General features: G+C 73.8%; 12 protein-coding genes. 7 read left to right on the top strand and 5 right to left on the bottom strand.

Annotation, left to right across the window (positions count from 1 at the left end; translation table 11 throughout):
- Positions 1-31: 31 nt before the first annotated feature.
- The 3 genes from MUY14_RS14010 to MUY14_RS14000 all read right to left on the bottom strand — a co-directional run bounded on the left by MUY14_RS14010 (position 32) and on the right by MUY14_RS14000 (position 5,400).
- On the bottom strand, positions 32-2,878 hold the full coding sequence (locus MUY14_RS14010; protein ID WP_247023428.1) for a glycoside hydrolase family 2 TIM barrel-domain containing protein: 2,847 nt from the start codon (positions 2,876-2,878) through the stop codon (positions 32-34).
- Positions 2,879-2,969: 91 nt separating this feature from the next.
- Positions 2,970-3,977: a LacI family DNA-binding transcriptional regulator gene (locus tag MUY14_RS14005; protein ID WP_247023427.1), complete on the bottom strand. Its 1,008-nt coding sequence runs from the start codon at positions 3,975-3,977 to the stop codon at positions 2,970-2,972.
- A 31-nt stretch (positions 3,978-4,008) separates the two neighbouring features.
- A complete protein-coding gene (locus MUY14_RS14000; RefSeq protein WP_247023426.1) occupies positions 4,009-5,400 on the bottom strand; it encodes an amino acid permease in 1,392 nt (463 codons plus the stop codon).
- 158 nt (positions 5,401-5,558) lie between these two features.
- Between MUY14_RS14000 and MUY14_RS13995 the strand changes: the two genes are divergently transcribed.
- Complete coding sequence (locus MUY14_RS13995) at positions 5,559-6,464, top strand: glutaminase (RefSeq protein ID WP_247023425.1); 906 nt, start codon at positions 5,559-5,561, stop codon at positions 6,462-6,464.
- A gap of 1 nt (position 6,465) precedes the next feature.
- Here the strand turns inward: MUY14_RS13995 and MUY14_RS13990 are convergent, their stop codons facing one another.
- Both MUY14_RS13990 and MUY14_RS13985 read right to left on the bottom strand, forming a co-directional pair.
- Positions 6,466-7,083 (bottom strand): transcriptional regulator, encoded by a 618-nt coding sequence (locus tag MUY14_RS13990; RefSeq protein WP_247023424.1) that lies wholly within the window; start codon positions 7,081-7,083, stop codon positions 6,466-6,468.
- Positions 7,080-8,189, bottom strand: a complete 1,110-nt coding sequence (locus tag MUY14_RS13985) for a pyridoxal-phosphate dependent enzyme (RefSeq protein WP_247023423.1) — start codon at positions 8,187-8,189, stop codon at positions 7,080-7,082. The genes MUY14_RS13990 and MUY14_RS13985 overlap by 4 nt, the downstream gene beginning before the upstream one ends.
- Before the next feature lie 787 nt (positions 8,190-8,976).
- Between MUY14_RS13985 and MUY14_RS13980 the strand changes: the two genes are divergently transcribed.
- Genes MUY14_RS13980 through MUY14_RS13955 form a run of 6 tightly spaced genes read left to right on the top strand, consistent with a single transcriptional unit; the run spans position 8,977 to position 22,786 of the window.
- Positions 8,977-15,690: a type I polyketide synthase gene (locus MUY14_RS13980; RefSeq protein WP_247023422.1), complete on the top strand. Its 6,714-nt coding sequence runs from the start codon at positions 8,977-8,979 to the stop codon at positions 15,688-15,690.
- 5 nt (positions 15,691-15,695) lie between these two features.
- Positions 15,696-19,997: a beta-ketoacyl synthase N-terminal-like domain-containing protein gene (locus MUY14_RS13975; protein ID WP_281506291.1), complete on the top strand. Its 4,302-nt coding sequence runs from the start codon at positions 15,696-15,698 to the stop codon at positions 19,995-19,997.
- Complete coding sequence (locus tag MUY14_RS13970) at positions 19,994-20,299, top strand: acyl carrier protein (RefSeq protein ID WP_247023421.1); 306 nt, start codon at positions 19,994-19,996, stop codon at positions 20,297-20,299. The genes MUY14_RS13975 and MUY14_RS13970 overlap by 4 nt, the downstream gene beginning before the upstream one ends.
- Positions 20,296-21,102: an alpha/beta fold hydrolase gene (locus MUY14_RS13965; protein ID WP_247023420.1), complete on the top strand. Its 807-nt coding sequence runs from the start codon at positions 20,296-20,298 to the stop codon at positions 21,100-21,102. The genes MUY14_RS13970 and MUY14_RS13965 overlap by 4 nt, the downstream gene beginning before the upstream one ends.
- The gene (locus MUY14_RS13960; protein ID WP_247023419.1) at positions 21,102-22,268 is read left to right on the top strand and encodes a glycosyltransferase; all 1,167 of its coding nucleotides are present in this window, start codon (positions 21,102-21,104) and stop codon (positions 22,266-22,268) included. The genes MUY14_RS13965 and MUY14_RS13960 overlap by 1 nt, the downstream gene beginning before the upstream one ends.
- Before the next feature lie 38 nt (positions 22,269-22,306).
- Complete coding sequence (locus MUY14_RS13955; protein WP_247023418.1) at positions 22,307-22,786, top strand: GNAT family N-acetyltransferase; 480 nt, start codon at positions 22,307-22,309, stop codon at positions 22,784-22,786.
- Positions 22,787-22,804: the final 18 nt, after the last annotated feature.

Raw genomic sequence — 22,804 nt, 5'->3', positions numbered from 1 at the left:
ACGACACCGCATCCGGGCGCGTCCCGGGGTCTCAATTTGCGACACCACCCGCCACGGGCCGCAGCGTCAGCGCGAACGACGTCTTCCGCGGCTCGAGCCGGTACCGCGGTAGGACCCCGGGCCCGCAGGCCGCCGTGCCGAGGCCGTGCTGGGCCACGTCCAGCGTCAGGTGCACCAGTGAACCGGACGCCAGCTCGTCGGTGTGCCGCGCCGCTTCCAGGGCCGCGGCCGTCCAGCGGCGGGCCGTGAAGCCGAACTCCGGCTCGCCGTCGACGCGCAGGCCCGTGCCGTCCGGGGCCGTGAAACCCGCCCAGCGCACCGCCGTGCGGTTGCCGTTCTCCTGGGGGAAGACGTACGGCGTCTGCAGGCCGTCGACGCTGCTCGAAAACCGCCCGATCCGCACCGCCTGGCAGCTGTCCGGGTACGCCTCGCCGGGGCCGCCGCCGAACCACTCCGCCGAGCCGAACGTGCCCGGGAGCGCCATCGCCAGGCCCAGCCGGGGGAGCGTGGCCGGCACGGGACCGTCGGGAGTCACGTCCACGCGCAGCCGCAGGCCGCCGTCGAACGCCGTCCACGTGTAGTCCGCGAACAGCCCGAACGCCTGCGCCGGCGGGGCGACCCGGGTGCGCACCACGAGTTCGTCCCCGTCGGCGTCGACCTCGATGACCCGGTGCTGCATCCGGTGCAGCCCCGCCTCGAGCCACCGCGAAGCTTCCGACGGCCCGGGTGCGGAACCGCGGTCGTTGTCGGTGGTCGCGCGCCAGACGTCGAGCCGCGGCCCGTGGAGCGAGTGCCCGCCGAGCGCGGTCAGCACGCCCGTCACGGCGTCGAACTCGCCGGCGCCGAGGAGGAGCTGCCCGGCCGTGCGGAACACCGGCCCCCGCACCGGCGGCGCCGGGCGGGCCGGGGCGGCCGACACCGGGAGCTGGCCCCAGCCGACGACGTGCCCGGCCGGCGCCCACGCCGTCGCCGAAGCCAGCGTTGCCGAGACCGTCAGCCAAGACTCGCCGGAAGCGGCGGGCAGCGAGGGGAGCGGCACCGACGTCGTCTGTCCGGAAAGGACAGTAGGCACGGCGAGAACTCCCTGCGCGACGGCGGTCCCCTCCTCTTCCAGGAGCCACGTGAAGTCGAGGTGCCCGGTCGAGGCGAAGTCGTAGTGGTTCGCCACGCGGATGCCGGCGGGATCGGCGGAGATGCGTACCGGCTCGATGACCTTCGCGAACTCCGTCAGACCCGGCGACGGCGTCCGGTCCGGGAAGAGCAGGCCGTCGATGACGAAGTTGCCGTCGTGGATCGGCTCGCCGAAGTCGCCGCCGTAGGCGAAGTGGCCCGGGACGGCGATGCCGTGGTCGATCCACTCCCAGACGAAGCCGCCCTGGCAGTTCGGGTACTTCTCGAACAGCTCGCGGTACTCCAGCAGCCCGCCCGGCCCGTTCCCCATCGCGTGCGCGTACTCGCAGAGGAGGAACGGCAGGTCCCGGCGCCGCGCGTTGTCGTCTTCGCGGCGGCCGATCCGGTCGACTTCGCCGGGTGTCGCGTACATCCTGCTGTGGACGTCCACGTAGGAGCACTCGTGGTCGCCCTCGTAGTGCACCGGCCGGGTCGGGTCGCGGTGGCGCACCCACTCCGCCATCCGCGCCAGGTTGTCCCCGGTGTGGCTTTCGTTGCCCAGCGACCAGAGGATCACGCTGGGCCGGTTCTTGTCCCGCTCCACCGTGCGCCGCATCCGGTCGAGGCACGCGTCCGCCCACATCGGCTCGGAGCCGGGGTTGCGGTCCCAGCCCAGCGGGCCGAAACCGTGGGTCTCCAGGTCGCACTCGTCGATCACCCACAGGCCGTACTCGTCGCACAGCTCGAGGAACGCCGGGTCCGGCGGGTAGTGGCTGGTCCGGACGGCGTTCACGTTGTGCCGCTTCATCAGCAGGACGTCGGCCAGTGCCGTCTCCGGTGAGACGACCCGTCCGGTGCGGGGGTCGTGCTCGTGCCGGTTCACCCCGCGCAGGAGCAGCCGCCGTCCGTTGACCTTGAGCTGTCCGTCCTCGACGGACACCGTCCGGAAGCCGATCCGCACCGGCACCCGTTCGGCCACGGTGGACAACGTGCCCTCGTACAACCGGGGCGTCTCGGCGCTCCACGGCTCGACGGGCAGCTCCAGCGGCTCCGCGGCCGGGTGCCCGGCGACGCCGAGGGCCGGGATGTCCAGCACGACGTCGGCGCCGGTCTCGACCCGGACGGTGCCCAGCCCGGTCGTGTGGTCGTAGTCGGCGCGGACCCAGAAGTCGCCGATCCCGCCGGGCGGGCGCGACAGCAGCGTGACCGCCCGGAAAATCCCGGACAGCCACCACATGTCCTGGTCTTCGAGGTAGCTGCCCGCCGACCACTGGTGCACGCGCACCACCAGGACGTTGTCCCGCGGCCGCAGCAGCGGCCCGACCTCGAACTCCGAGGTCAGCCGGCTGCCCTTCGTGACGCCGAGTTCGGTGCCGTTGAGCCAGATCCGGCCGCACGAGTCGATCCCGTCGAAGCGCAGCAGCGCGGGCCCGGCCGGCCAGGCGTGCGGCAGGTCGAAGCGCAGCCGGTGGTCGCCGGTCGGGTTGTCCGACGGGACGTGCGGCGGGTCGACCGGGAACGGGTAGTGCACGTTCGTGTAGACGGGCTCGCCGTGGCCGTGCAGCTGCCACAGCGACGGCACCGGCAGTTCGTCCCACGCGGCGTCGTCGAACTCGGGATCGGCGACGTCCGGGGGAGCGGCCGCCAGGCTCGGCGAGAGCCGGAACCGCCAGGTGCCGTTCAGCGGCAACGACGGCGCGTCGGAGGTGAAGGCCGCGCGCGGCGGGACCGCCCCGCGGCCGGGGCCCGGGTCTTCGACGTACGACATGAGTCCCCTCGCACCGGGTCCGTGAACGCTCCCGTGAACGTTCACGGGACGGTCGGAAGTGTGCGTGGCGCCGCGTCGGCGTGTCAAGGGATCAGGCGGATTCGCGCAGGTGGAGGGCGGCGCGGACGATCAGCTCGCCGGGTTCGAAGGGCGCGGCACCGGTCACGAGCCGGGCGGCCTGCTCGACGGCGAGGGCGCCGAGCGCGCGGGTGTCGAGGGCGACGCTGGAGAGCTCCGGCTCGACGAGCGTGCCGAGCGCGAGCCCGTCGAAGCCGATCACCGCGAGGTCGGCGGGCACGCGCAGGCCGAACCGGCGGGCCTCGCGCAGGGCACCGATGGCGATGACGTCGTTGAAGGCGAACACGGCGGTGACGTCGGGGTGCGCGGCGAGCAGGGTGGCGAGCGCGGCACCCCCGCCGTCGACGCTCTGGGGAGTGCGCACGATCCACCCGGGCGCCGGCGCGATGCCGTGCTCGGCGACGGCGCGGCGGAACCAGAGCTGGCGGACGCTCGGCTCGGGGCGGCCGTCGTGGTCGAGCATCCCGATCCGCCGGTGCCCACGCCCGACCAGGTGGGCGACGGCTTCCCGGACGCCGTCCTCGCCGTCGATCGCGATGCCGCTGAACCGCGCGACGTGCGGCTCGCGGCCGAGCAGCACCACCGGGATGCCGGGGGTGAAGCGGTCGAGGTCCGCGTCGGACCGGCTGAAGTAGCCGACCACCGCGTCCACCTGCGTGCCGATCACCCGCAGCGTGGCGAGTTCCTGCTCGGCATCGCCGGCCGTGTCGTAGACGACGACGTGCCAGCCGCGGGCGCGGGCGGCCTCGAGCGCGCCGGAGGCGACCTCGGTGAAGAAGGGGTTGAGCAGGTCCGGCACGACCAGGCCGATCGTGGTGGTGTCCTGCCGGACCAGGCCGCGGGCGAAGCGGCTCGGGCGGTACCCGAGCTCCCGGGCGGCGTCGAGGACGCGCTGCTTGGTCGAGCCGTCGATCTCGGCCTTGTCGTTCAGCGCGCGCGACACCGTCTGCCGGGAGACCCCGGCCGAGCGGGCGACGTCGTGGATCGTCACCCGCCGGGGTTCGGTGCTGCTCGTGGACACCGCTCGAGTATGCCCGCCCGCGGCCGGGCCGCTACCCGGCCGGGGTGCGTTCGCGCCGCTTCGAGACGAACCGCCAGCCCACCGCGAGCACCACCGCGAGCACCGGGATCGAGTAGAACGCGATCTTCTCGGCGCCGTCGGAGAAGCCCATCAGCACGACGACCAGCACGAGAAACGCCAGCGTCGCCCATCCCGAGTACGGCGCCCACGGCATCCGGTACGACGGCCGTTCCAGCTCGCCGCGCAGCGCGGCCTGGCGCAGGCGCAGCTGGCAGAAGACGAGCGTGGCCCACGTCGTGATCACGCCGAGCGAGGCGATCGCGATGGCGATGTCGAACGCGTCCTTCGGCACCAGGTAGTTCAGCACCACGCCGAGCAGGTAGGCGACCGAGGTGAACAGGATGCCGCCGTAGGGCACGTGGCGGCCGCTCATCCGGCTGACGAACGACGGCGCCTCGCCCTTCTCGGCCAGCGACCGCAGGATCCGGCCGGTGGAGTAGAGCCCGGAGTTGACGCTGGACAGCGCCGCGGTGAGCACGACCGCGTTCATCACGTCGCCGATGCCCGGGATCCCGAGCCTGCTGAAGACCGTGACGAACGGGCTCTCGTCGCCGTTGTAGAACGGCCAGGGCAGCAGCATCGCCAGCATCAGCACGGACCCGACGTAGAAGACGCCGATCCGCCACACGACGCCGTTGATCGCCTTCGGCAGCACCTTGCGGGCGTCCTTGGTCTCGCCGGCCGCGATACCGACGACCTCGATGGCCGAGTAGGCGAAGATGACCGCCTGCAACGTCATCAGCGCGATCCCGACGCCGGCCGGGAAGAGTCCACTGTGGCCGGTCAGGTTGTGCGGGCCGGCCGGCGTCCCGCCGATGTCCGCGCTGGTGAGCACGAGCCCGATCGCCGTGATCAGGAAGACGACGATGGCCAGCACCTTGACCACCGAGAACCAGAACTCCAGCTCGCCGAACAGCTTCACCGAAAGCAGGTTCACCGCGATCAGCACGCCGAGGGCGACCAGGGCGGTGATCCACTGCGGGACGTCCGGCAGCCACTTGTGCACGTAGATCGCCACCGCGGTGATCTCCGCGATACCGGTCATCGCCCAGTTCACCCAGTACATCCAGCCCGAGACGAACCCGGCCCACGGTCCGATGAACTTCCGCGCGTAGGTGACGAAGCTGCCGGAGCTGGGCTCGTGCAGGACCAGCTCGCCGAGCGCGCGCATCACGAAGTAGGCGGCCACCCCGCAGATCGCGTAGGAGAAGACCAGCGACGGGCCGACCTGGTGGAGTTTGCCGCCGGCGCCGAGGAACAGCCCGACGCCGATCGCGCCGCCGATGGCGATCATCTGCACTTGGCGGTTGCCCAGCGCTTTCGAGTAGCTTTCACCTTTTTCGGTGAGGAGCGAGGAATCCATGGTTCCCGGACGCTAGAGCTTGTGCGGCAAGTCACCAAGCGGCCTAAGGAAGACTTAAGGTGTGCCGGAGATCACCGCTCGGTTTTCCCGCTATTACCCGGTTTCGATTTGACAGGGGTGCCGCGCGCCCAGAACCGCGGGGCTTCTACGCTACGGCGGTGGACCTCGCGGCGCTGCTGGACCGGATCGCCGGCGACGTCGCGTCCGACGTCGGCCGCGGCGCCGTCGCGGACTACATCCCCGCGCTGGCCAGGGTCGAGCCGGGGCGGTTCGGCATGGCGGTGGCCGAAGTGGACGGTGCGCTGCACGGCGTCGGCGATTGGCGGCATCCGTTCTCGGTGCAGAGCATGTCCAAAGTGTTCACGCTCGCCTTGACGCTTTCCCGCGGCGACGGCGTGTGGACGCGCGTCGGCCGCGAACCGTCGGGCGACCCGTTCAATTCGCTGGTGCAGCTGGAACACGAGGACGGCATCCCGCGCAACCCGTTCATCAACGCGGGCGCGCTGGTGGTGACCGACGAACTCGCGCAGCACGGCGACGCGGTCGAAGCGTTGCTCGCATTCCTGCGCGAGGAGAGTGGCCGCCCCGGAATCGACGTCGACGCCGAAGTGGCGGCGTCGGAAGCGGGGCACGCCGACCGCAACCGCGCCCTCGCGTACTTCATGGCTTCCTACGGCAACATGCGGCACCCCGTGCCGTCGGTGCTCGACCAGTACGTCCGCCAGTGCTCGATCGCGATGAGCTGCGCGGACGTCGCGCGGTCGGCGTTGTTCCTGGCCCGCCACGGCATCCGCAACGACGGCACCCGCCTGCTCGGCCAGAGCGCGGCCAAGCGGGTCAACGCGGTGATGCTGACGTGCGGCACGTACGACGCGGCGGGCGAGTTCGCCTACCGCGTCGGCCTCCCCGGCAAGAGCGGCGTGGGCGGCGGCATCGTCGCGATCGTCCCCGGTCGCTGCGCGGTGTGCGTGTGGAGCCCGGGCCTGGACGCGCGCGGCAACTCGGTGGCGGGGGTGGCGGCGCTGGACCGGTTCACGACGCTGACCGGCTGGTCGGTCTTCTGAGTCAGCGCAGGTAGTTGTAGACGGTGGCTCGCGAGATCCCGAGCAGGTCGGTCAACGCCGGCACCGCGTTCTTCAGCTCCAGGAACCCGCGCTCCTTGACCGACCGGACGAGGTCCTTCTTCGCCGTCGGCGGGAGGCTGCGCGGGGTGTGGCCGCGCTCGGCCGCGTAGTTTTCCACCAGCGCGCGGAGTTCATCGCCCGTGCGGGCGCGCAGGCTCTCGGTCAGCGGCGCGGGCTCGGCGGTGCCGGTCAGGCGGGTGAGGGCCTGGGCCGCCGAGCCGAGCAGGGACACGTCGAGGTTGAGGCACAACGCCGCGACGTACTCGCCGGCCGAGTTGCGGAGGCCGATCGACGTGCTCTTCGCCGGGCGGCCGTCGGGGAAGCGGTTCGGGTAGTCCTGGAGGACGTCCGGGAAGCCCGGGTCGGCGATCCGCGCCAGGCCCAGCTCGGTGGCCGGATCGCCGACCGCGCGTCCGGACAGCCCGCCCTCGATCGCGCGGACGGCGTGGGCCGGGTCGCGCAGGTCGTGCAGCACCACTTCGCACAGGCCGGGGAACATCCGGCCGACCGCGTGGGCGATCTTCTCGGCCTCGCGCAGGAGCAGTTCGTCCTCGGTCACCCGATCAGCTCCCGCAGCTTGCCGGGTGCCTTCAAGCCGGAGCCGGTGAGCACGACGACGGTGGTTTCGCCCGGCCGGATCGCGCCGCGGTCGCGGAACACGTCGACGGCCGCGGCGGCGGTCGCGCTGGTCGGCTCGGCGTAGAGGCCGAGCGAGGCCAGGCGGCGGGCGGCCGCGGCGATGGCGTCCTCGTCGATCGCGGCCGTGTCGCCGCCCGAGCGCCGGATCGCCGCGACCACCTCCGGCAGGCGCACCGGCTGCCGGATCGCGGTGCCCTCGGCGACGGTCGGGGCGAACGGCGGCGGCGGCCGGTCGTGGACGGCGGCGTCGATGGGGGAGCAGTTCCGCGGCTGCGCGACGAGCAGCCGGGGGCGCTTCGCGATCGAACCGGCGGCCAGGAGCTCGCCGAACCCCAGGTCGCAGCCGAGCACGATGCTGCCCGCGCCGGCGACCGTGACGACGGCGTCGGGCGCGCGGAAGCCGAGGTCTTCCCACAGTTCGTAGGCGAGGGTCTTGGTGCCCTGCAGGAAGAAGGGGTGCCAGTTGTGGCTGGCGTAGGTCGTGGCGGCCGAGCGCCGGACGGCCTCGGCGGCGGTGTCGTCCCGGGTGCCGGGCACCAGCTCGACGGTCGCGCCGTACGCCCGGGTCTGCAGGACCTTGGCGGCCGAGGTGCCCTCGGGGGCGAGGACCGTGGCCGCGATCCCCGCCGCGGCGCTGTAGGCCGCGACCGACGAGCCGCCGTTGCCGGAGCTGTCTTCCAGGAGCTCCTTCACCCCGGCACCGGCCAGCGCGGAGACCATGACGCTGGAGCCGCGGTCCTTGAAGCTGCCGGTCGGGCTGAACCACTCGAGCTTGAACCGGACGTCGGCGCCGTCCCAGTCCTGCGTGACGAGCGGGGTGCAGCCCTCGCCCAGCGAGACCGGGCGGAGGTCGCCGGGCAGCGCGGCCCGGTACCGCCAGAGCGACCGGACCCCGGTGTCGACGTCGCCGGGGCCGAGCCCGGCCAGCGGGGCGACGGTGAGCGGGGCGCCGTCGTCCCCGCGCCACCGCAGCGGGTCGCCCGGGTACCGCGTGCCCGAGCGGTCGTCGGTGTACCAGTAGTCCACAGCACCTCCATCGCTGGACAGTCCGTCCAAGTCTAGACGATGTGTCCACTGTTACCGATGAGTATGCGAAATGTCTTCAGCTTTTCTCGGGGAAAATTTGTAACGCGACGGGGGAAGATTGCGATGACCGCCGTCCCGTGGGTGCCGAGCGGGGCACCGATGGTGTTCGCCCGAATACCGCCGGTCGCGCGACCGGGAGACGGCGTCGGGCCGGCTGACGGCTTCGGAAGGTTCGATCGCGATCGCGTGAGCACCGGGAATCCGGCCGGGCGCCGAATCCACAGTGGACTCCCCGGGGTGCCCGGAAGTGGTCAGGGCATTCTTTGCTGCATTCTGGTGGGCGCCGGTAATAGTATCAAAAAATTCCGGTCATCCTTCTGGTAATTGACGCGCAGTGCGGTTTCCGAGAAAGGGATACCGGATGGTCGGTATTCCGTTTCCGATACACCGCGGTGACTCTGTCGAAACACCGGACCCGCCGGTCGGAGTGGTCCGATGTGGGCAATCGCGCGCGTCCACCAGGCGGGATGGCTTGCGCCGTCCGGCGGCGTGCTTCCGGTGGACCACCCGGCGAACCGGGCCGGAGGCCGTCCGCGGCAATCGGGTCCCGCATCCCGGACGGCGGGTAACATGACAGCGGCGTTAAATTCTTGCACCGCCCGCCTGGTCCATCCCGAATTTTCTGAACCGCGGCGATGAAATCGTGGTGGGTTGTTGACGATGTGCACCGAACCCGCTTAAGTACTCCCCGTTGCCCATGCCCCCTTTCGTTGGAGCGGGAGTTCCCATGCGTCTCTCGATAGACGACTCCGCGCCGGCCGGGCCGGTCGTCGCCGTGTCGCCGCTGCGGTGGCCGTCGGCGCGCGGGGTCGCGGCCGTCGCGCGCGGGGGCGGGCTCGGCGTGCTCGACCTGACCGGCGGGCACGCCGCCGGCGCGGAAGAGCTGGCGCTGCTGGGCGAATGGGGCATCCGGGCGTTCGGGGTCCGGCTCGCGGGCCCGCCCCCGGGCGCGGAACTGCCCGAAGCCGTCACCACGGTCCTGCTGACCGAAGACGCCGGATGCGGAGCGCGAGACTTCCCGGGCCGCCGGGTACTGGCCGAGGTCACGTCCCGGGCGTCGGCCGCGCGGGCGGTCGAGGGCGGCGCGCACGGCTTGATCGCCCGCGGTCACGAATGCGGCGGCCGGACCGGCGAACTGAGCACGTTCGTGCTGCTCCAAGCCCTGCTCGCCGGCGACGCGCTGGACGTCGGAGTGTGGGCCGCGGGCGGGATCGGGCCGCACACCGCCGCGGCCGCGATCGCCGGTGGTGCCGCCGGCGTCGTGCTCGACACGCAGCTCGCCCTGCTGCCGGAAGCCGAACTGCCGTCACGGCTCACCGCCGGGCTGACCGGGCTCGACGGGTCGGAGACGACCGTCGTCGACGGCGTCCGCGTGCTCGCCCGCCGCGGCGCCGAACCGCTCGAAGCCGGGCAGGACGTCTTCCTCGCCACGCGGTTCCGCGACCGCTGGGGCACGGTGACCGCGGCGGTGCGCGGCGTCGCCGACGCCGTCGAAGAAGCGTTGCGCGGGGAAACGGCGGTGCTGGGGCCGGGCAGTGCGGGCAGCCGCGCGTTCGGCACGGCGCTGCCGATCGCGCAGGGCCCGATGACCCGGGTCAGCGACCAGTCCGCCTTCGCCGCCGAGGTCGCCGCGGGCGGGGCGCTGCCGTTCATCGCGCTGGCCCTGTCCGGTGCGGACCAGACCCGCGACGTCCTGGAACGCACCCGCGACACCGTCGGCGCCGCGCCCTGGGGTGTCGGCGTGCTGGGGTTCGCCGCCGACGACGTCAAAACCGCGCAGCTCGAGGTGATCCGGGCCGTGCGGCCGACCCACGCGATCATCGCGGGCGGGCGCCCGGCGCAGGCCGCGGCACTCGAGGACGCCGGCATCTCGACGTTCCTGCACGTGCCCTCGCCCGGGCTGCTGAAGCAGTTCCTCGAAGCCGGGGCGCGCAAGTTCGTCTTCGAAGGCTCGGAATGCGGCGGCCACGTCGGGCCCCGCACCAGCTTTCCCCTGTGGGAAGCGCAGCTCGGCGTCCTCGGCGACTTCCTCGCCGGCACTCCGGACGTGGCCGGGCAGCTGCAGCTGCTGTTCGCCGGCGGCGTCCACGACGAGCGCTCGGCCGCGATGGTGGCCGCGCTCGCCCGGCCGGTGGCGGCGCGGGGTGCGGCGATCGGGGTCCTGATGGGCACCGCGTACCTGTTCACGCGCGAAGCCGTCGAAGCGGGCGCGGTGCTGCCCGGGTTCCAGCGGCAGCTGCTGGCCGCCGGGCACACCGACCTGCTGGAAACCGCGCCGGGGCACGCCACCCGCTGCGTCCGCAGCCCGTTCACCGAGGAGTACGCGGCGATCAAGGCGGACCTCGCCGCGCGCGGGGTGCCGAGCCGCGACGCGTGGGAACAGCTGGAGACGCTCAACGTCGGCCGCCTCCGCCTGGCGAGCAAGGGCATCGAGCGCGTCGGCGCCGAACTGCGGGACGTCGGCGAGGACCGGCAGCTCGCCGAAGGCATGTTCATGGCAGGCGAAGTCGCCGTGCTGCGCTCGGCCGTCACCACGATCGCCGACCTGCACCGCGCGGTGGGCGAAGGCGCGGACGCGTTCCTGCGCGAGCGAGCCGCCGCTTTCGGTTTCACGTCGACGGAACCCGCCGCACCCGAGCCCCTCGACATCGCCATCGTCGGGATGGCGTGCCTGTTCCCGCAGGCGCCCGACCTGGCGTCGTTCTGGGCGAACGTGCTGTCCGGAGTGGACGCCGTCACCGAAGTCCCGCCGCAGCGCTGGGACCCGTCGCTGTACTACGACCCGGAGGGACGGGGCGGGAAGTCGCCGTCGCGCTGGGGCGGGTTCCTGCCGGAGATCGGCTTCGACCCGCTGCGCTACGGCATCCCGCCGTCGTCGCTGGCGAGCATCGAACCCGTGCAGCTGCTGGCCTTGGAGGCCGCGCACCGCGCGCTGGTGGACGCCGGTTACGAGCACCGCGCGTTCGACCGCTCGCGCACGTCGGTGGTGTTCGGCGCCGAGGCGGGCAGCGACCTGTCGAACGCGATGTCGCTGCGGACCGTGCTGCCGTCCTACGTGGGCGAACTGCCGTCCGACTTGGACGAACAGCTGCCGAAGATCACCGAGGACTCCTTCCCGGGGGTGCTGGCGAACGTCATCGCGGGCCGGATCGCCAACCGGCTCGACCTCGGCGGCGCGAACTACACCGTCGACGCGGCGTGCGCGTCGTCGCTGACCGCGGTCGACGTCGCCTGCAAGGAGCTGACCGCGGGCACCAGCGACCTCGTCCTCTGCGGCGGCGCGGACCTGCACAACGGCATCAACGACTACCTCCTGTTCGCCTCGGCGCACGCGCTCTCGCCGACCGGGCGCTCGGCGACGTTCGACAGCGCGGCCGACGGCATCGCGCTCGGCGAAGGCGTCGCGTGCGTCGCGCTCAAGCGGCTGGCGGACGCCGAACGCGACGGCGACCGGGTGTACGCGGTGATCAAGGGCGTCGGCGCGGCTTCCGACGGGCGGGCGCTCGGACTGACCGCGCCCCGGCCGGAGGGCCAGCACGCCGCGCTGACCAGGGCCTACCGCAACGCCGGCGTCTCGCCCGCGAGCGTCGGGCTGGTCGAGGCGCACGGCACCGGCACCGTCGTCGGCGACCGGACCGAGCTGGCCACGCTGACGAAGGTGTTCACCGAGGCCGGCGCCGCGCCGGGCGGCTGCACGATCGGGTCGGTGAAGTCGCAGATCGGGCACACCAAGTGCGCGGCGGGCCTGGCCGGGCTGATCAAGACCGCGCTCGCGCTGCACACCGGCGTCAAACCGCCGACGCTGCACATCTCGGCGCCGAACCCGGCCTGGGAGGCCGAGACCAGCCCGTTCGTGTTCCAGTCCGCCGCGCAGCCGTGGGCCGCACCGGCCGCCGAGCGGATCGCCGGGGTCAGCGCGTTCGGCTTCGGCGGGACCAACTTCCACGTGGTGCTGGGTGCGCACGACAGCGTCCCGCCCGCCCAGGCGGCCGACGAGTGGCCGGCGGAGCTGTTCACCTTCGCCACCGACGCGGCGGTGCGGGACCTGCTGGCGCTGGCGTCGGACGTCCCGGCCGGGCACGAGCCGTGGCGGTTGCGGGACCTGGCACTGAGCGCGTCGCGGCGGGCGGAGGGCCGACAGGCGCGGCTGGCCGTCGTCGCGTCCACTGTGGACGAGCTGGTTTCCCTGCTGCGCCGGGCACTCGACGGGCAGGAGCCGGCCGGGGTGTTCCGCGGCGACGGGACCGCGCCGGGTGAGGTGGCGGTGCTGTTCCCCGGCCAGGGCAGCCAGCGGCCGGGCATGCTCGCCGAGCTGTTCGTCGCGTTCCCGGAGCTGCAGCGGTACCTGCGCCTCGACCCGGCGACGGCCGGCGTCGTCTTCGGCCCGGCGGTGTTCGGCGAGCCCGCGCGCCGGGCCGCGGTGGACCGGGTCACCGACACCCGCGTCGCCCAGCCCGCGCTCGGCCTCGCCGGCCTGGCGGCGTTCCGGCTGCTGACCCGCGCCGGCGTGCGGCCCGCCATGCTCGGCGGGCACAGCTACGGCGAGCTGACCGCGCTGGCGGCGGCCGGCGCGTTCACCCCGGAGGGCCTGCTGTACGCGAGCCACGCCCGGGCGGGGGCGATCCTCGACGCGGTGCCGGCGGCGGACCCGGGTGCGATGGCGGCGGTGTCGGCGGCCGCGGCGGAGGTCGAGTCGGTGCTCGGCTCGTCGCCGGTGGTGCTGGCCAACCACAATTCCCCGAAGCAGACGGTGATTTCCGGCGCGACGGCGGACGTCTCGGCGGCGATCGAGCGGCTGCGCGAAGCCGGGCTGGGCGCGAAACGGCTCCAGGTGGCGTGCGCGTTCCACAGCCCGCTGGTCGCTGCCGCCGGCGACGCGTTCGGCCAAACGCTGGGCGCGATCGGCGTCGTCCGGCCGTCGGTGCCGGTGTACGGCAACCGGACGGCGGCGCCTTACCCGGCCGGGCCGGACGAGATCCGCGGCGAGCTGGCCGCGCAGCTGGGCGCGCCGGTGCGGTTCGTCGAGCAGATCGAAGCGATGTACGCGGCCGGGGCGCGGGTGTTCGTCGAGGCGGGCCCGGGTGCGGTGCTGGCCGGGCAGGTCGGCGCGATCCTCGGCGACCGTCCCCATCGGATGGTCGGTTTCGAGCAGCCGGGCCGCCGCGGCCTGCCGGGCTTCCTCGGCGCGCTGGCGCGGCTGGCGGTGTCCGGGGTCCCGGTCGAGACAAGCTGGCTGTTCCGCGGCCGGGACGCGCTCGACGCGGCGACGGCCCCGCGCCCGAAGCGCCCGGGGTGGACGGTCGACGGCCACCTGGTCCGGACCGCGGACGGCACGATCCCGGCGGGCGCGCTGCGGCCGGCGTCCCGGATCACGCTGGGCCTGCCGGCGGCGGAGGCACCCACGTCGGAAGCGATGGTCGCGGACTTCCTGCGGACGAGCCGGGAGATGATCGCCGCCCAGCGGGACGTCCTGCTCGGGTTCTTCGGCACCGGCCAGCCGCCCGCACCGGTGGTCGTTCCCGCAGTCGTTCCGGAGGTGCTCCCGGCGCCGGTGGTGGCTGCCGCCGAGCGGTCGGTGCTGGCGACCGTGGTCGCGGTGATCGGGGAGCGGACGGGGTATCCGGTGGAGATGATCGAGCCGGATCTCGATCTGGAAGCCGATTTGAGTGTGGACTCGATCAAGCGGGCGGAGATCGCGGGTGAGCTGGCGGCCCGGCTCGGGCTCACCGGCGGTGATGTGGAGGAGTTCGCGAAGGCGCGTACGGCGGCCGCGATCGCCGACCTGGTCGGAACTCCGCAGCAGCCCGAGGCCGGCACCTCGGTGCTGGAGACCGTGGTCGCGGTGATCGGGGAGCGGACCGGGTATCCGGTGGACATGATCGAGCCGGATCTCGATCTCGAGGCCGATCTCAGCGTGGACTCGATCAAGCGGGCCGAGATCGCCGGGGAGCTGACCGTCCGGCTGGGCACCGGCGACGTCGAGGAGCTGGCGAGGGCCCGGACCGCGGCGGGGATCGCGGACCTGCTGGGCGAAGCCGGTCGCGACGAACCCCGGCCGGTGGCCGCCGAGCCCGAGCCTGTGATCATCGCGCCGAAGCGGTACGTCATGACCGACGTCGAACTCGCCCCGGCGGGCACCCCCGACATCGCGGGCCGCCGGTTCCTGGTCGTCGGTTCCGGCGCGTTCGCCGAGGACGTCCGCACCGCGCTGACCGGCCGCGGCGCCGAGGCCGAAACCGGCGACGACGTCCGACCGGGCTTCGACGGGTACCTGTTCCTCGACCCCGCCCTGCCCACCGCCTTCCCGCGCTACCAGGACGCCCTCGCCCGCCACCCCCGCTGGCTGCTCTCCACTGGGCCCGCGGAGGGCCTCCGCGGGTTCCACCGCAGCCTCGCCCGCGAGTACCCGGACACGCTCACCCGGGTCGTCGAAGGCGCGGACGCCGCCGGCCTCGTCGCCGAACTGTCCACGGTGGACCGCGAGCCGGTCGTCGTCCACACCGGAACCGCGAGGTACGGCATCGAACCGGTCGAAGAGAGCCTCGGGCTCCTCGCCGGCAGCGGCGCCGGACCCGCGGGTGACGGCGTGGCCGAAGCCGCCGCCATCGGGCTCGACCGCGAGTCGGTCGTCCTCCTCGTCGGCGGGGCCAAGGGCATCACCGCCCGCTTCGCCGCCACCGTGGCCGCGGCGGCGCACTGCCGGATCGAGCTGCTCGGCCGGACGGCCCTGACCGGGGAAGACGAACACCCGCAGGCGAAAGACGCCGACGCCCTCCGCGCCGCCCTCATCGGCGACGGCCTGAGGAACCCCGCCGAGATCGAGAAGACCGTCCGGCGCACCATGGGCGAGCGCGAGGTCCGGGCGACCCTCGGGGAACTCGAAGCCCTCGGCAGCCCGGCGCGCTACCAGTCCGTCGACATGCTCGACGCCGAAGCCGTCCACCGCGCGGTCAAGGAGATCCACGCCGAGCACGGCCGGCTCGACGGGATCGTCTACGCGGCCGGCGTCATCGAGGACAAGCTCGTCGCGGACAAGACGCCGGAGTCCTTCACCCGCGTCTACAGCACCAAGGCGGACGGGGCCCGGACCCTCCTCGAAGCAACCGCGGACCTGCCGGACGAGCCGAAGTTCGTCGTCCTCTTCGGCAGCATCGCCGCCGCGCTCGGCAACCGGGGCCAGACCGACTACGCCGCCGCCAACGACGCGCTCGAAGCCCTCGGGCCGCGGTGGCCTGCCGGGCGCGCGGTGACCGTCCACTGGGGACCGTGGGCTCCGGCCGGCGAGCACGACGGGATGGTCACGCGGGAGCTGGTGCGCGACTACGCCCGCCGGGGCATCGCGCTGATCGACCCCGAGGAAGGCACCCTCGGCCTCCTGCGCGAGCTGGCCTGGGGCCGCCCCGGCTGCGCCGCCGTCGTCCACACCGCCTCGGGGTGGTGACCGGGATGCGTGTTGCGATCGTCGGGATGTCGGTGCTCCTGCCCGGCGCCCCGGACCTGGCGGCGTACTGGCGCAACCTCGTCGGCGGCGTCGACGCCATCACCGAAGTGCCGCCGGAGAAGTGGGACGGCACGCACTACGCGCCGGACGAGCGGCGGGCCGACCGCGTCTACTGCCGCCGCGGCGGGTTCGTCGACGAACTGGCCGAAGTGGACGTCGCCGGGTTCGGGATCATGCCGACGTCGGTGCCGTCCACCGAACCCGACCAGCTGATCGCGCTCCGCGTCGCCGCACAGGCCGTCGCGGACTCGGGCGGCCCGGACCGCCTCCCCGCGGACCGGGCCAAGGTCGGCGTGGTGCTCGGCCGCGGCGGCTACCTGACACCGGGACTCGTCCGGCTCGACCAGCGCGTCCGCACCGCGACGCAGCTCGTCCGCACGCTCGGCGAGCTGATGCCCGAACTCGGCGCGGACCAGCTCGACGCCGTCCGGCAGGCCTTCACCGACCAGCTCGGCCCCGAGGCACCGGAGTCCGCGATCGGGCTGGTGCCCAACCTCGCGGCGTCGCGGCTGGCCAACCGCCTCGACCTGCGCGGCCCCGCCTACACCGTGGACGCCGCGTGCGCGTCCTCCCTGATCGCCGTCGACCACGCGGTGCGCGAGCTCGCCACCGGCCGCTGCGACGTCGTCCTCGCCGGCGGTGTGCACCACTGCCACGACATCACGTTCTGGAGCGTGTTCACCCAGCTCGGCGCGTTGTCGCCGACCGAGCGGATCCGGCCGTTCCACCGCGACGCCGACGGCGTGCTCATCGGCGAGGGCACCGGCATCGTCGTGCTCAAGCGCCTCGCCGACGCCGAGCGCGACGGCGACCGCGTGTACGCCGTGGTCACCGGCACCGGCGTCGCCTCCGACGGGCGGACGGCGAGCCTCGCCAACCCCGACTCCGGCGGCCAGGTCCGCGCGGTCCGCCAGGCGTGGGCCGCGGCCGGGCTCGACCCCGCCGACCCGCAGTCGATCGGCCTGCTGGAGGCCCACGGCACCGCGACCCCGGCCGGGGACGCCGCGGAGCTCGCCACCCTCGCGGAGGTGTTCGGCGCGCGCGGTGAAGCGGTCCTCGGCTCGGTGAAGTCGATGATCGGGCACACGATGCCCGCCGCCGGCATCGCCGGGCTCGTCAAGGCCGCGCTGGCCGTGCACCACGGCGTCCTGCTGCCCACCCTGCACTGCGACGACCCGCACCCCGCCCTCGCGCGCACTCGTTTCTCCCCTTTGGACACCGCGAAGGACTGGGACGCGGCCGTGCGCCGGGCCGGCGTCAACGCGTTCGGGTTCGGCGGGATCAACGCCCACGTCGTGCTGGAGCAGGCGCCGGGCCGTCCCGTACCCGCAGCCGTCGTCCGGGAGCCGGAACGCGTGCTGCGCCTGGCCGCCCGCTCGGTCGGCGAACTGCGGGACCTGCTCGACCGGCCCGCGACGCCGGTGGCCGCCGACGGCCCGGTCCGGCTCGGGATCGTCGACCCGACGGAGAAGCGCCTGGCGCTGGCGCGCAAGGCGGTCGCCCGCGGCCGGGCCTGGCGCGGCCGCAACGACGTCTGGTTCGCCGACCGCCCGCTGCTCGGGCCGGGCGGCGGCAAGGTCGCCTTCCTCTTCCCGGGCCTGGAATCGGAACTGACGCTGAACTGCGGCGACGTCGCCCGCCACTTCGGGCTGCCGTGGCAGCACGCGGACGTCGAAGTCGGCGACGTCGGCCGGCAGGGCACCGCGGTCTTCGAGCTGGGCCGGCTGCTCAACACCGCGCTCGGCCGGCTCGGCGTCGGCCCGGACGCCGTCGCCGGGCACAGCCTGGGGGAGTGGACGGCGATGGCCGTCGCCGGCCTGCACGCCGAGGCCGAGGTCGACGCGTTCCTCGCCGGCTTCGACCCCGACGCGCTCGTCGTCCCCGGCCTCGCCTTCGCCGCGATCGGCGCGCCCGCGCCGCAGGTGATCGAGGAGCTGGCCGGGCGCACGGACGTCGTCCTCTCCCACGACAACTCGCCCAACCAGGCCATGATCTGCGGCCCGGCCGCCGCCGTGGCCACGCTCGTCACGCGGTTCCGGGACGCGGGGATCGTCGCGCAGGTGCTGCCGTTCCGGTCCGGGTTCCACACGCCGATGCTCCGGCCCTACCTGGACCCGATCCGCGACGCCGCCGCCCGGTTCACCCTGCACCCGCCGCGGCTGCCGATCTGGTCGGCGACGACGGTGGCGGAGTACCCGGCCGCCGAAGCGGACGTCCGCGAGCTGTTCGTGCGGCACCTGCTGGAACCGGTCCGGTTCCGCCCGCTCGTGCGGGCCCTGCACGCCGCCGGGTTCCGCGCGTTCGTCCAGGTCGGCGCGGGCCAGCTCGGCTCCCTGGTCGGCGACACCCTGCACGGCGAGGAGCACCTGGCCGTGGCGGCGCACTCGGCGCACCGGCCCGGCCTCGCGCAGCTGCGGCGGGTCGCGACCGCGTTGTGGGCCGACGGTGCGGACATCGACTTCACGCGGCTGCCGGGCGAACGCGGGACGCCGTCCAAGGCGGTCAAGCTGGACCTGGGCGGCCACCTCATCTCCCTCGACGAAGGCGTCCGCGCGCGCATCGCCCTCCCGGCTCACCGGTCCACAGTGGACGACCTGGCCGGCAAAGGCCCGCTGGCCGCGGAACTCGCCGCCCTGCTGACCGACACGGCCCAGCTGGCATCCACCGCCCTCGCCACGTCCGCACTTTCACGTGAAAGTGCGGACCAGTGGCCGCACTTTCACGTGAAAGTGCCGCCACTGGGGGAGCTGGACGCGACGCTCGTGGTGTCGGTCGAGGCGATGCCGTACCTGCTCGACCACTGCTTCTTCAAGCAGCCGCCGCAGGCCGACCCCGGTGACCGCTGGCCGGTCGTCCCGGCCACCACGGTGATCGACCACCTGATGGGCTTCGCCGAGCAGGCCGCGCCCGGCCGCCGCGCGGTCGCGGTGCACGACGTCCGGCTCACGCAGTGGATCACCGCGGTCCCGGCCGTCACCGTGGGGGTCCGGATCCGCCCGCACGGCACCGACCGGGTGCTCGCCGCGCTGGACGGCTACTCCCAGGCCGTCGTGGAACTCGCCCCCGCGTACCCGGCCGACGCGCCGGCCTCGTGGCGCTTCCCCGCGTCGGCGGAGCAGGTCCCGCGGACGACGGCCGCCGAGCTGTACGCCGACCGCTGGATGTTCCACGGCCCGGGTTTCCAGGGCGTCACCGAGCTGACCGCCATCGGCGAGCGGCACGTCCGCGCGGTGCTGACCACGCCCGCCGCGCCCGGCGCGCTGCTCGACAACGTCGGCCAGGTGCTCGGCTACTGGATTATGTCCCGGCTGGCCGAACGCACCACCGTCTTCCCGGTCGCCGTGCGCGAAATCCGGTTCCACGGCCCGCACCCGGCGCCGGGGGAGCGGCTGGAGTGCCTGGTCAAGATCACCGGGCTGACCGGCGAATTCCTCGAAGCCGACATGCAGCTCGTCCACCACGGCCAGGTGTGGGCCGAGTTCACCGGCTGGCGCGACCGCCGGTTCGACAGCACCCCGCACATCCGGCAGGCCGACCGGACCCCCGAGCGCTCGACGCTGTCGATCGAGCAGCCCGGCGGCTGGGCGCTGGTGCACGAGCAGTGGCCGGACCTGGCCACCCGCGAGCTGATCATGCGCAACTACCTCGCCGGCGCCGAGCGCGGCGCCTACGAAAGCCGGCCACCGCGAGGACGCCGTCAGTGGCTGCTCGGCCGCATCGCCGCGAAGGACGCCGTCCGCCAGTACCTCTGGGCGCGTGGCGAGCCCGAGATGTTCCCGGCCGAGCTGCGGATCGGCAACGACGACGCCGGGCGCCCGTTCGTCACCGGTGCCTATGGCCGGGAGCTCCCGCCGTTGACGATCTCGGTGGCGCACCGGGCCGAGGCGGGGGTGGCGATCGCCCGGCCCGGGCCGTGCGGCATCGACGTCGAGGAGGTCGGCAAGCGCCGGGAGTCCACTGTGGACGCCGCGCTGGGTGCGGCCGAGCAGGCGCTGTTCGCCGGCCTGCCCGGTGACCCGGAACGCTGGTTCGCCCGGTTCTGGACGGCGAAGGAGGCCGTCGCGAAGCTGCTCGGCACCGGCCTGCGCGGCGAGCCCCGCGACTTCGAGGTCGTCGCGGCGGGAACGACCGAGCTCACCGTCCGCGCCGCCGGGCGGGACCACCTCGTGCACTGCGCCGACCTCGCGCACCCGCCGCGCCGCTACGTCGTCGCCTGGACCGAAGACCCGAAGGAGACCGCGGAATGAGCATCGAGACCACCGCAACGGACGAGGCCGCCGTCCTCGCGCAGCTGGCCGGGATGCTGCGGGAGCTGCTCGAGGAGTACGGCCTCGACGACACCGAGATCACCATGGACACGACCTTCCACGACGACCTCGAACTGGAGAGCGTCGACCTGGTGGCGCTGTCCGGGCAGCTGCGCGAGCACTACGGCGACCGCGTCAACTTCGCGACCTTCATCGCCGAGCGCGACCTGGACGAGATCATCGCGCTGACCGTCGGCGAGCTCGTCCGCTACACCGTCGCCTCGCTGCGGGCCACCGCGTGAGCCGCGTCCGGGCGGGCGAGCTGGACGTGCACGTCCAGCGGCTCGCGGCCGAAGCACCGCTCGACGGGGACGCGCCGCTCGTGGTGTGCGTCCACGGCCTGCTCACCGACAGCCTGGCCAGCTACTACTTCACGCTCGGCCCGGCCCTTGCCGCGCGCGGGCTCGACGTGCTGATGTACGACCTGCGGGGGCACGGCCGCACCACGCGCCCCGCGTCGGGGTACCGGCTGGAGGAGTTCGTCGACGACCTCGTCGCGGTCCTCGACGCCTGCGGGGCGACCCGGCCGGTGCACGTCGTCGGCAACTCCTTCGGATCGTCGGTGGCGTTCGGCCTGGCCGCCGCCCGCCCGGACCGGGTCGCGAGCGTCATCGCGATCGAGGGCGAACCGCCGACCGAGGCGTGGACGCGGCACATGGCCGACGGCCTCGCCGACGCCAAGACCCGGCTGGCCATCGACGAGGTCATCGGCTGGATCGCGGAGAACCACGGCGCGCACACCGCGCGGCTGTCGAAGGCCGCGCACCGGATCCTGGAGACCACCACCATCGCCGAGGACGTCCCGCGCAGCGCGACCATCGCGGCGGACCTCTCGGCCGTGCGCTGCCCGGTGTTCGCGATCTTCGGCGGCGACTCGGGCCTCGCCGCCCAGGTCCCGGACTTCGAAGCGAACCTGGACCGCTGCCGGTGCGCCGTGCTGCCCGACCAGGGCCACTCGGTGCTCGTGGAGCGGACCGCCGAAGTGATCGACCTGGTCTTCGAGTGGGTCCGCGACACCTCGCGCGCGCCGGCCCGGGCGCGGTAGTGGCGCGGTTCCTGTTCGTCGTCCCGCCGCTGGTCGGGCACGTCAACCCGGCGGCGGGCGTGGCGGCCGAGCTCACCGCGCACGGCCACGAAGTCGCCTGGGCGGGCCACGACGAGCTGCTGTGGCAGCTGGCCGGCCCGGACGCGGTCGTGTTCTCGTGCGCGGTGCCCGCCGAGCTGCCGGAGCGCCCGCCGGACCTCAAGGGGCCCGCCGCGCTGCGGTTCCTCTGGCAGGACTTCCTCGTCCCGCTCGCCGAGGCGATGGCGCCCGGCGTGGCCACCGCCCTCGACGCGTTCGAGCCGCACGTCGTCGTCGCCGACCAGCAGGCGCTCGCCGGCGGGCTGCTCGCCGAAGCCCACGGCCTGCCGTGGGTCACCTCGGCGACGACGTCGGCCGAGCTGGTCGACCCGCTCGCCGGCATGCCGAAGGTCGCGGACTGGGTCGGCGGGCTGCTCGACGGCCTGCGCGCCCGGATCGCCGGCGGCCGCGGCACGGCCGACCCCCGGTTCTCCCCGCACGGCGTGCTCGCCTTCACCACCCGCGAGCTGCTGGGCACGGCCGCGCTGCCGCCGCGGGTCCGGCTGGTCGGGCCGGCCCTCGGCACCCGGCCGTCCACAAGCGACTTCCCGTGGGAGTGGCTCGACCCGCTCCGCCCGGCCGTGCTCGTCTCCCTGGGCACCGCGAACACCGGCGCGGGCGCGGGATTCCTGGCCGCGACGGCCGAAGCGTTCGCCGGGATGCCGGTCCGCGCGGTGATCGCCGACCCGGGCGGCGTGCTCGGCGCGGTGCCGCCGAACGTCCTCGTGCGGCCCTCGGTCCCGCAGCTGCCGCTGCTGCCGCGGGTGGACGCGGTGCTGTGCCACGCCGGGCACAACACGGTGTGCGAAGCGCTGTGGCACGGCCTGCCGCTGGTGGTCGCCCCGATCCGCGACGACCAGCCGATCGTGGCGGCCCAGGTGGTCGCCGCGGGCGCGGGCATCCGGCTGCGCTTCGGCCGCGCGGACCGCGACCGGATCGCGTCGGCGCTCGAGGAAGTGCTGACGGAGCCGTCCTACCGCCGGGCCGCCGAGGCGGTGGCGGCGTCGTTCCACGCGGCGGGCGGGAGCGCCGCGGCCGCCGGGCACCTGGAACAGCTCGCGCTGGAGAGCCTGCTGCCGAAAACCTGAGGTTCACCGGGAAAAACCGTCCGGGTTACGGTGCCGGGATGACTGTTTCCGTGTGCGCTCCGAGAGACGTCCCGGCGCTCGTGGCGTCGGCCGCGGCCCTGTTCGCCGAGGACGGCGGCCGCCGTGATCCGTTCATGGACACCGGCTGGCCCGCCCGCGAAGGCGACGCCTACTACGCGAGCCTCGTCGAAGACCCGGCCTGCCTGTGCCTGCTCGCCGCGGGCGGGCACCTGATCGGGCGGCTGCGGCCACCGGACCCGCTGCGCCCCACCGCGGTCCGCGCGGTGCTCGAAAGCATGCGGGTCGCCCCGGAGCACCGCCGGTCCGGCGCCGGTGCCGAGCTGGTCGCCGCTTTCCTCGGCTGGGCAAGGGAGAATGGCGCGAACGACGTCACCGTCGCGGCCTACGCGGCCAACCACGGTGCGCTGGAGTTCTACCGGGCACAGGGCTTCGAGCCGTTCGAAGTGGTGCTGCGTCACCGGAACGGGTGGCTATCCACAGTGGACCCCGCGCACTAGCCTCGGAGGCCGAGCGAG

Source organism: Amycolatopsis sp. FBCC-B4732, assembly GCF_023008405.1.
In the GTDB taxonomy this organism is placed as follows: Bacteria; Actinomycetota; Actinomycetes; order Mycobacteriales; family Pseudonocardiaceae; genus Amycolatopsis; species Amycolatopsis pretoriensis_A.
This window is presented reverse-complemented; position numbering and strand designations above follow the sequence as displayed.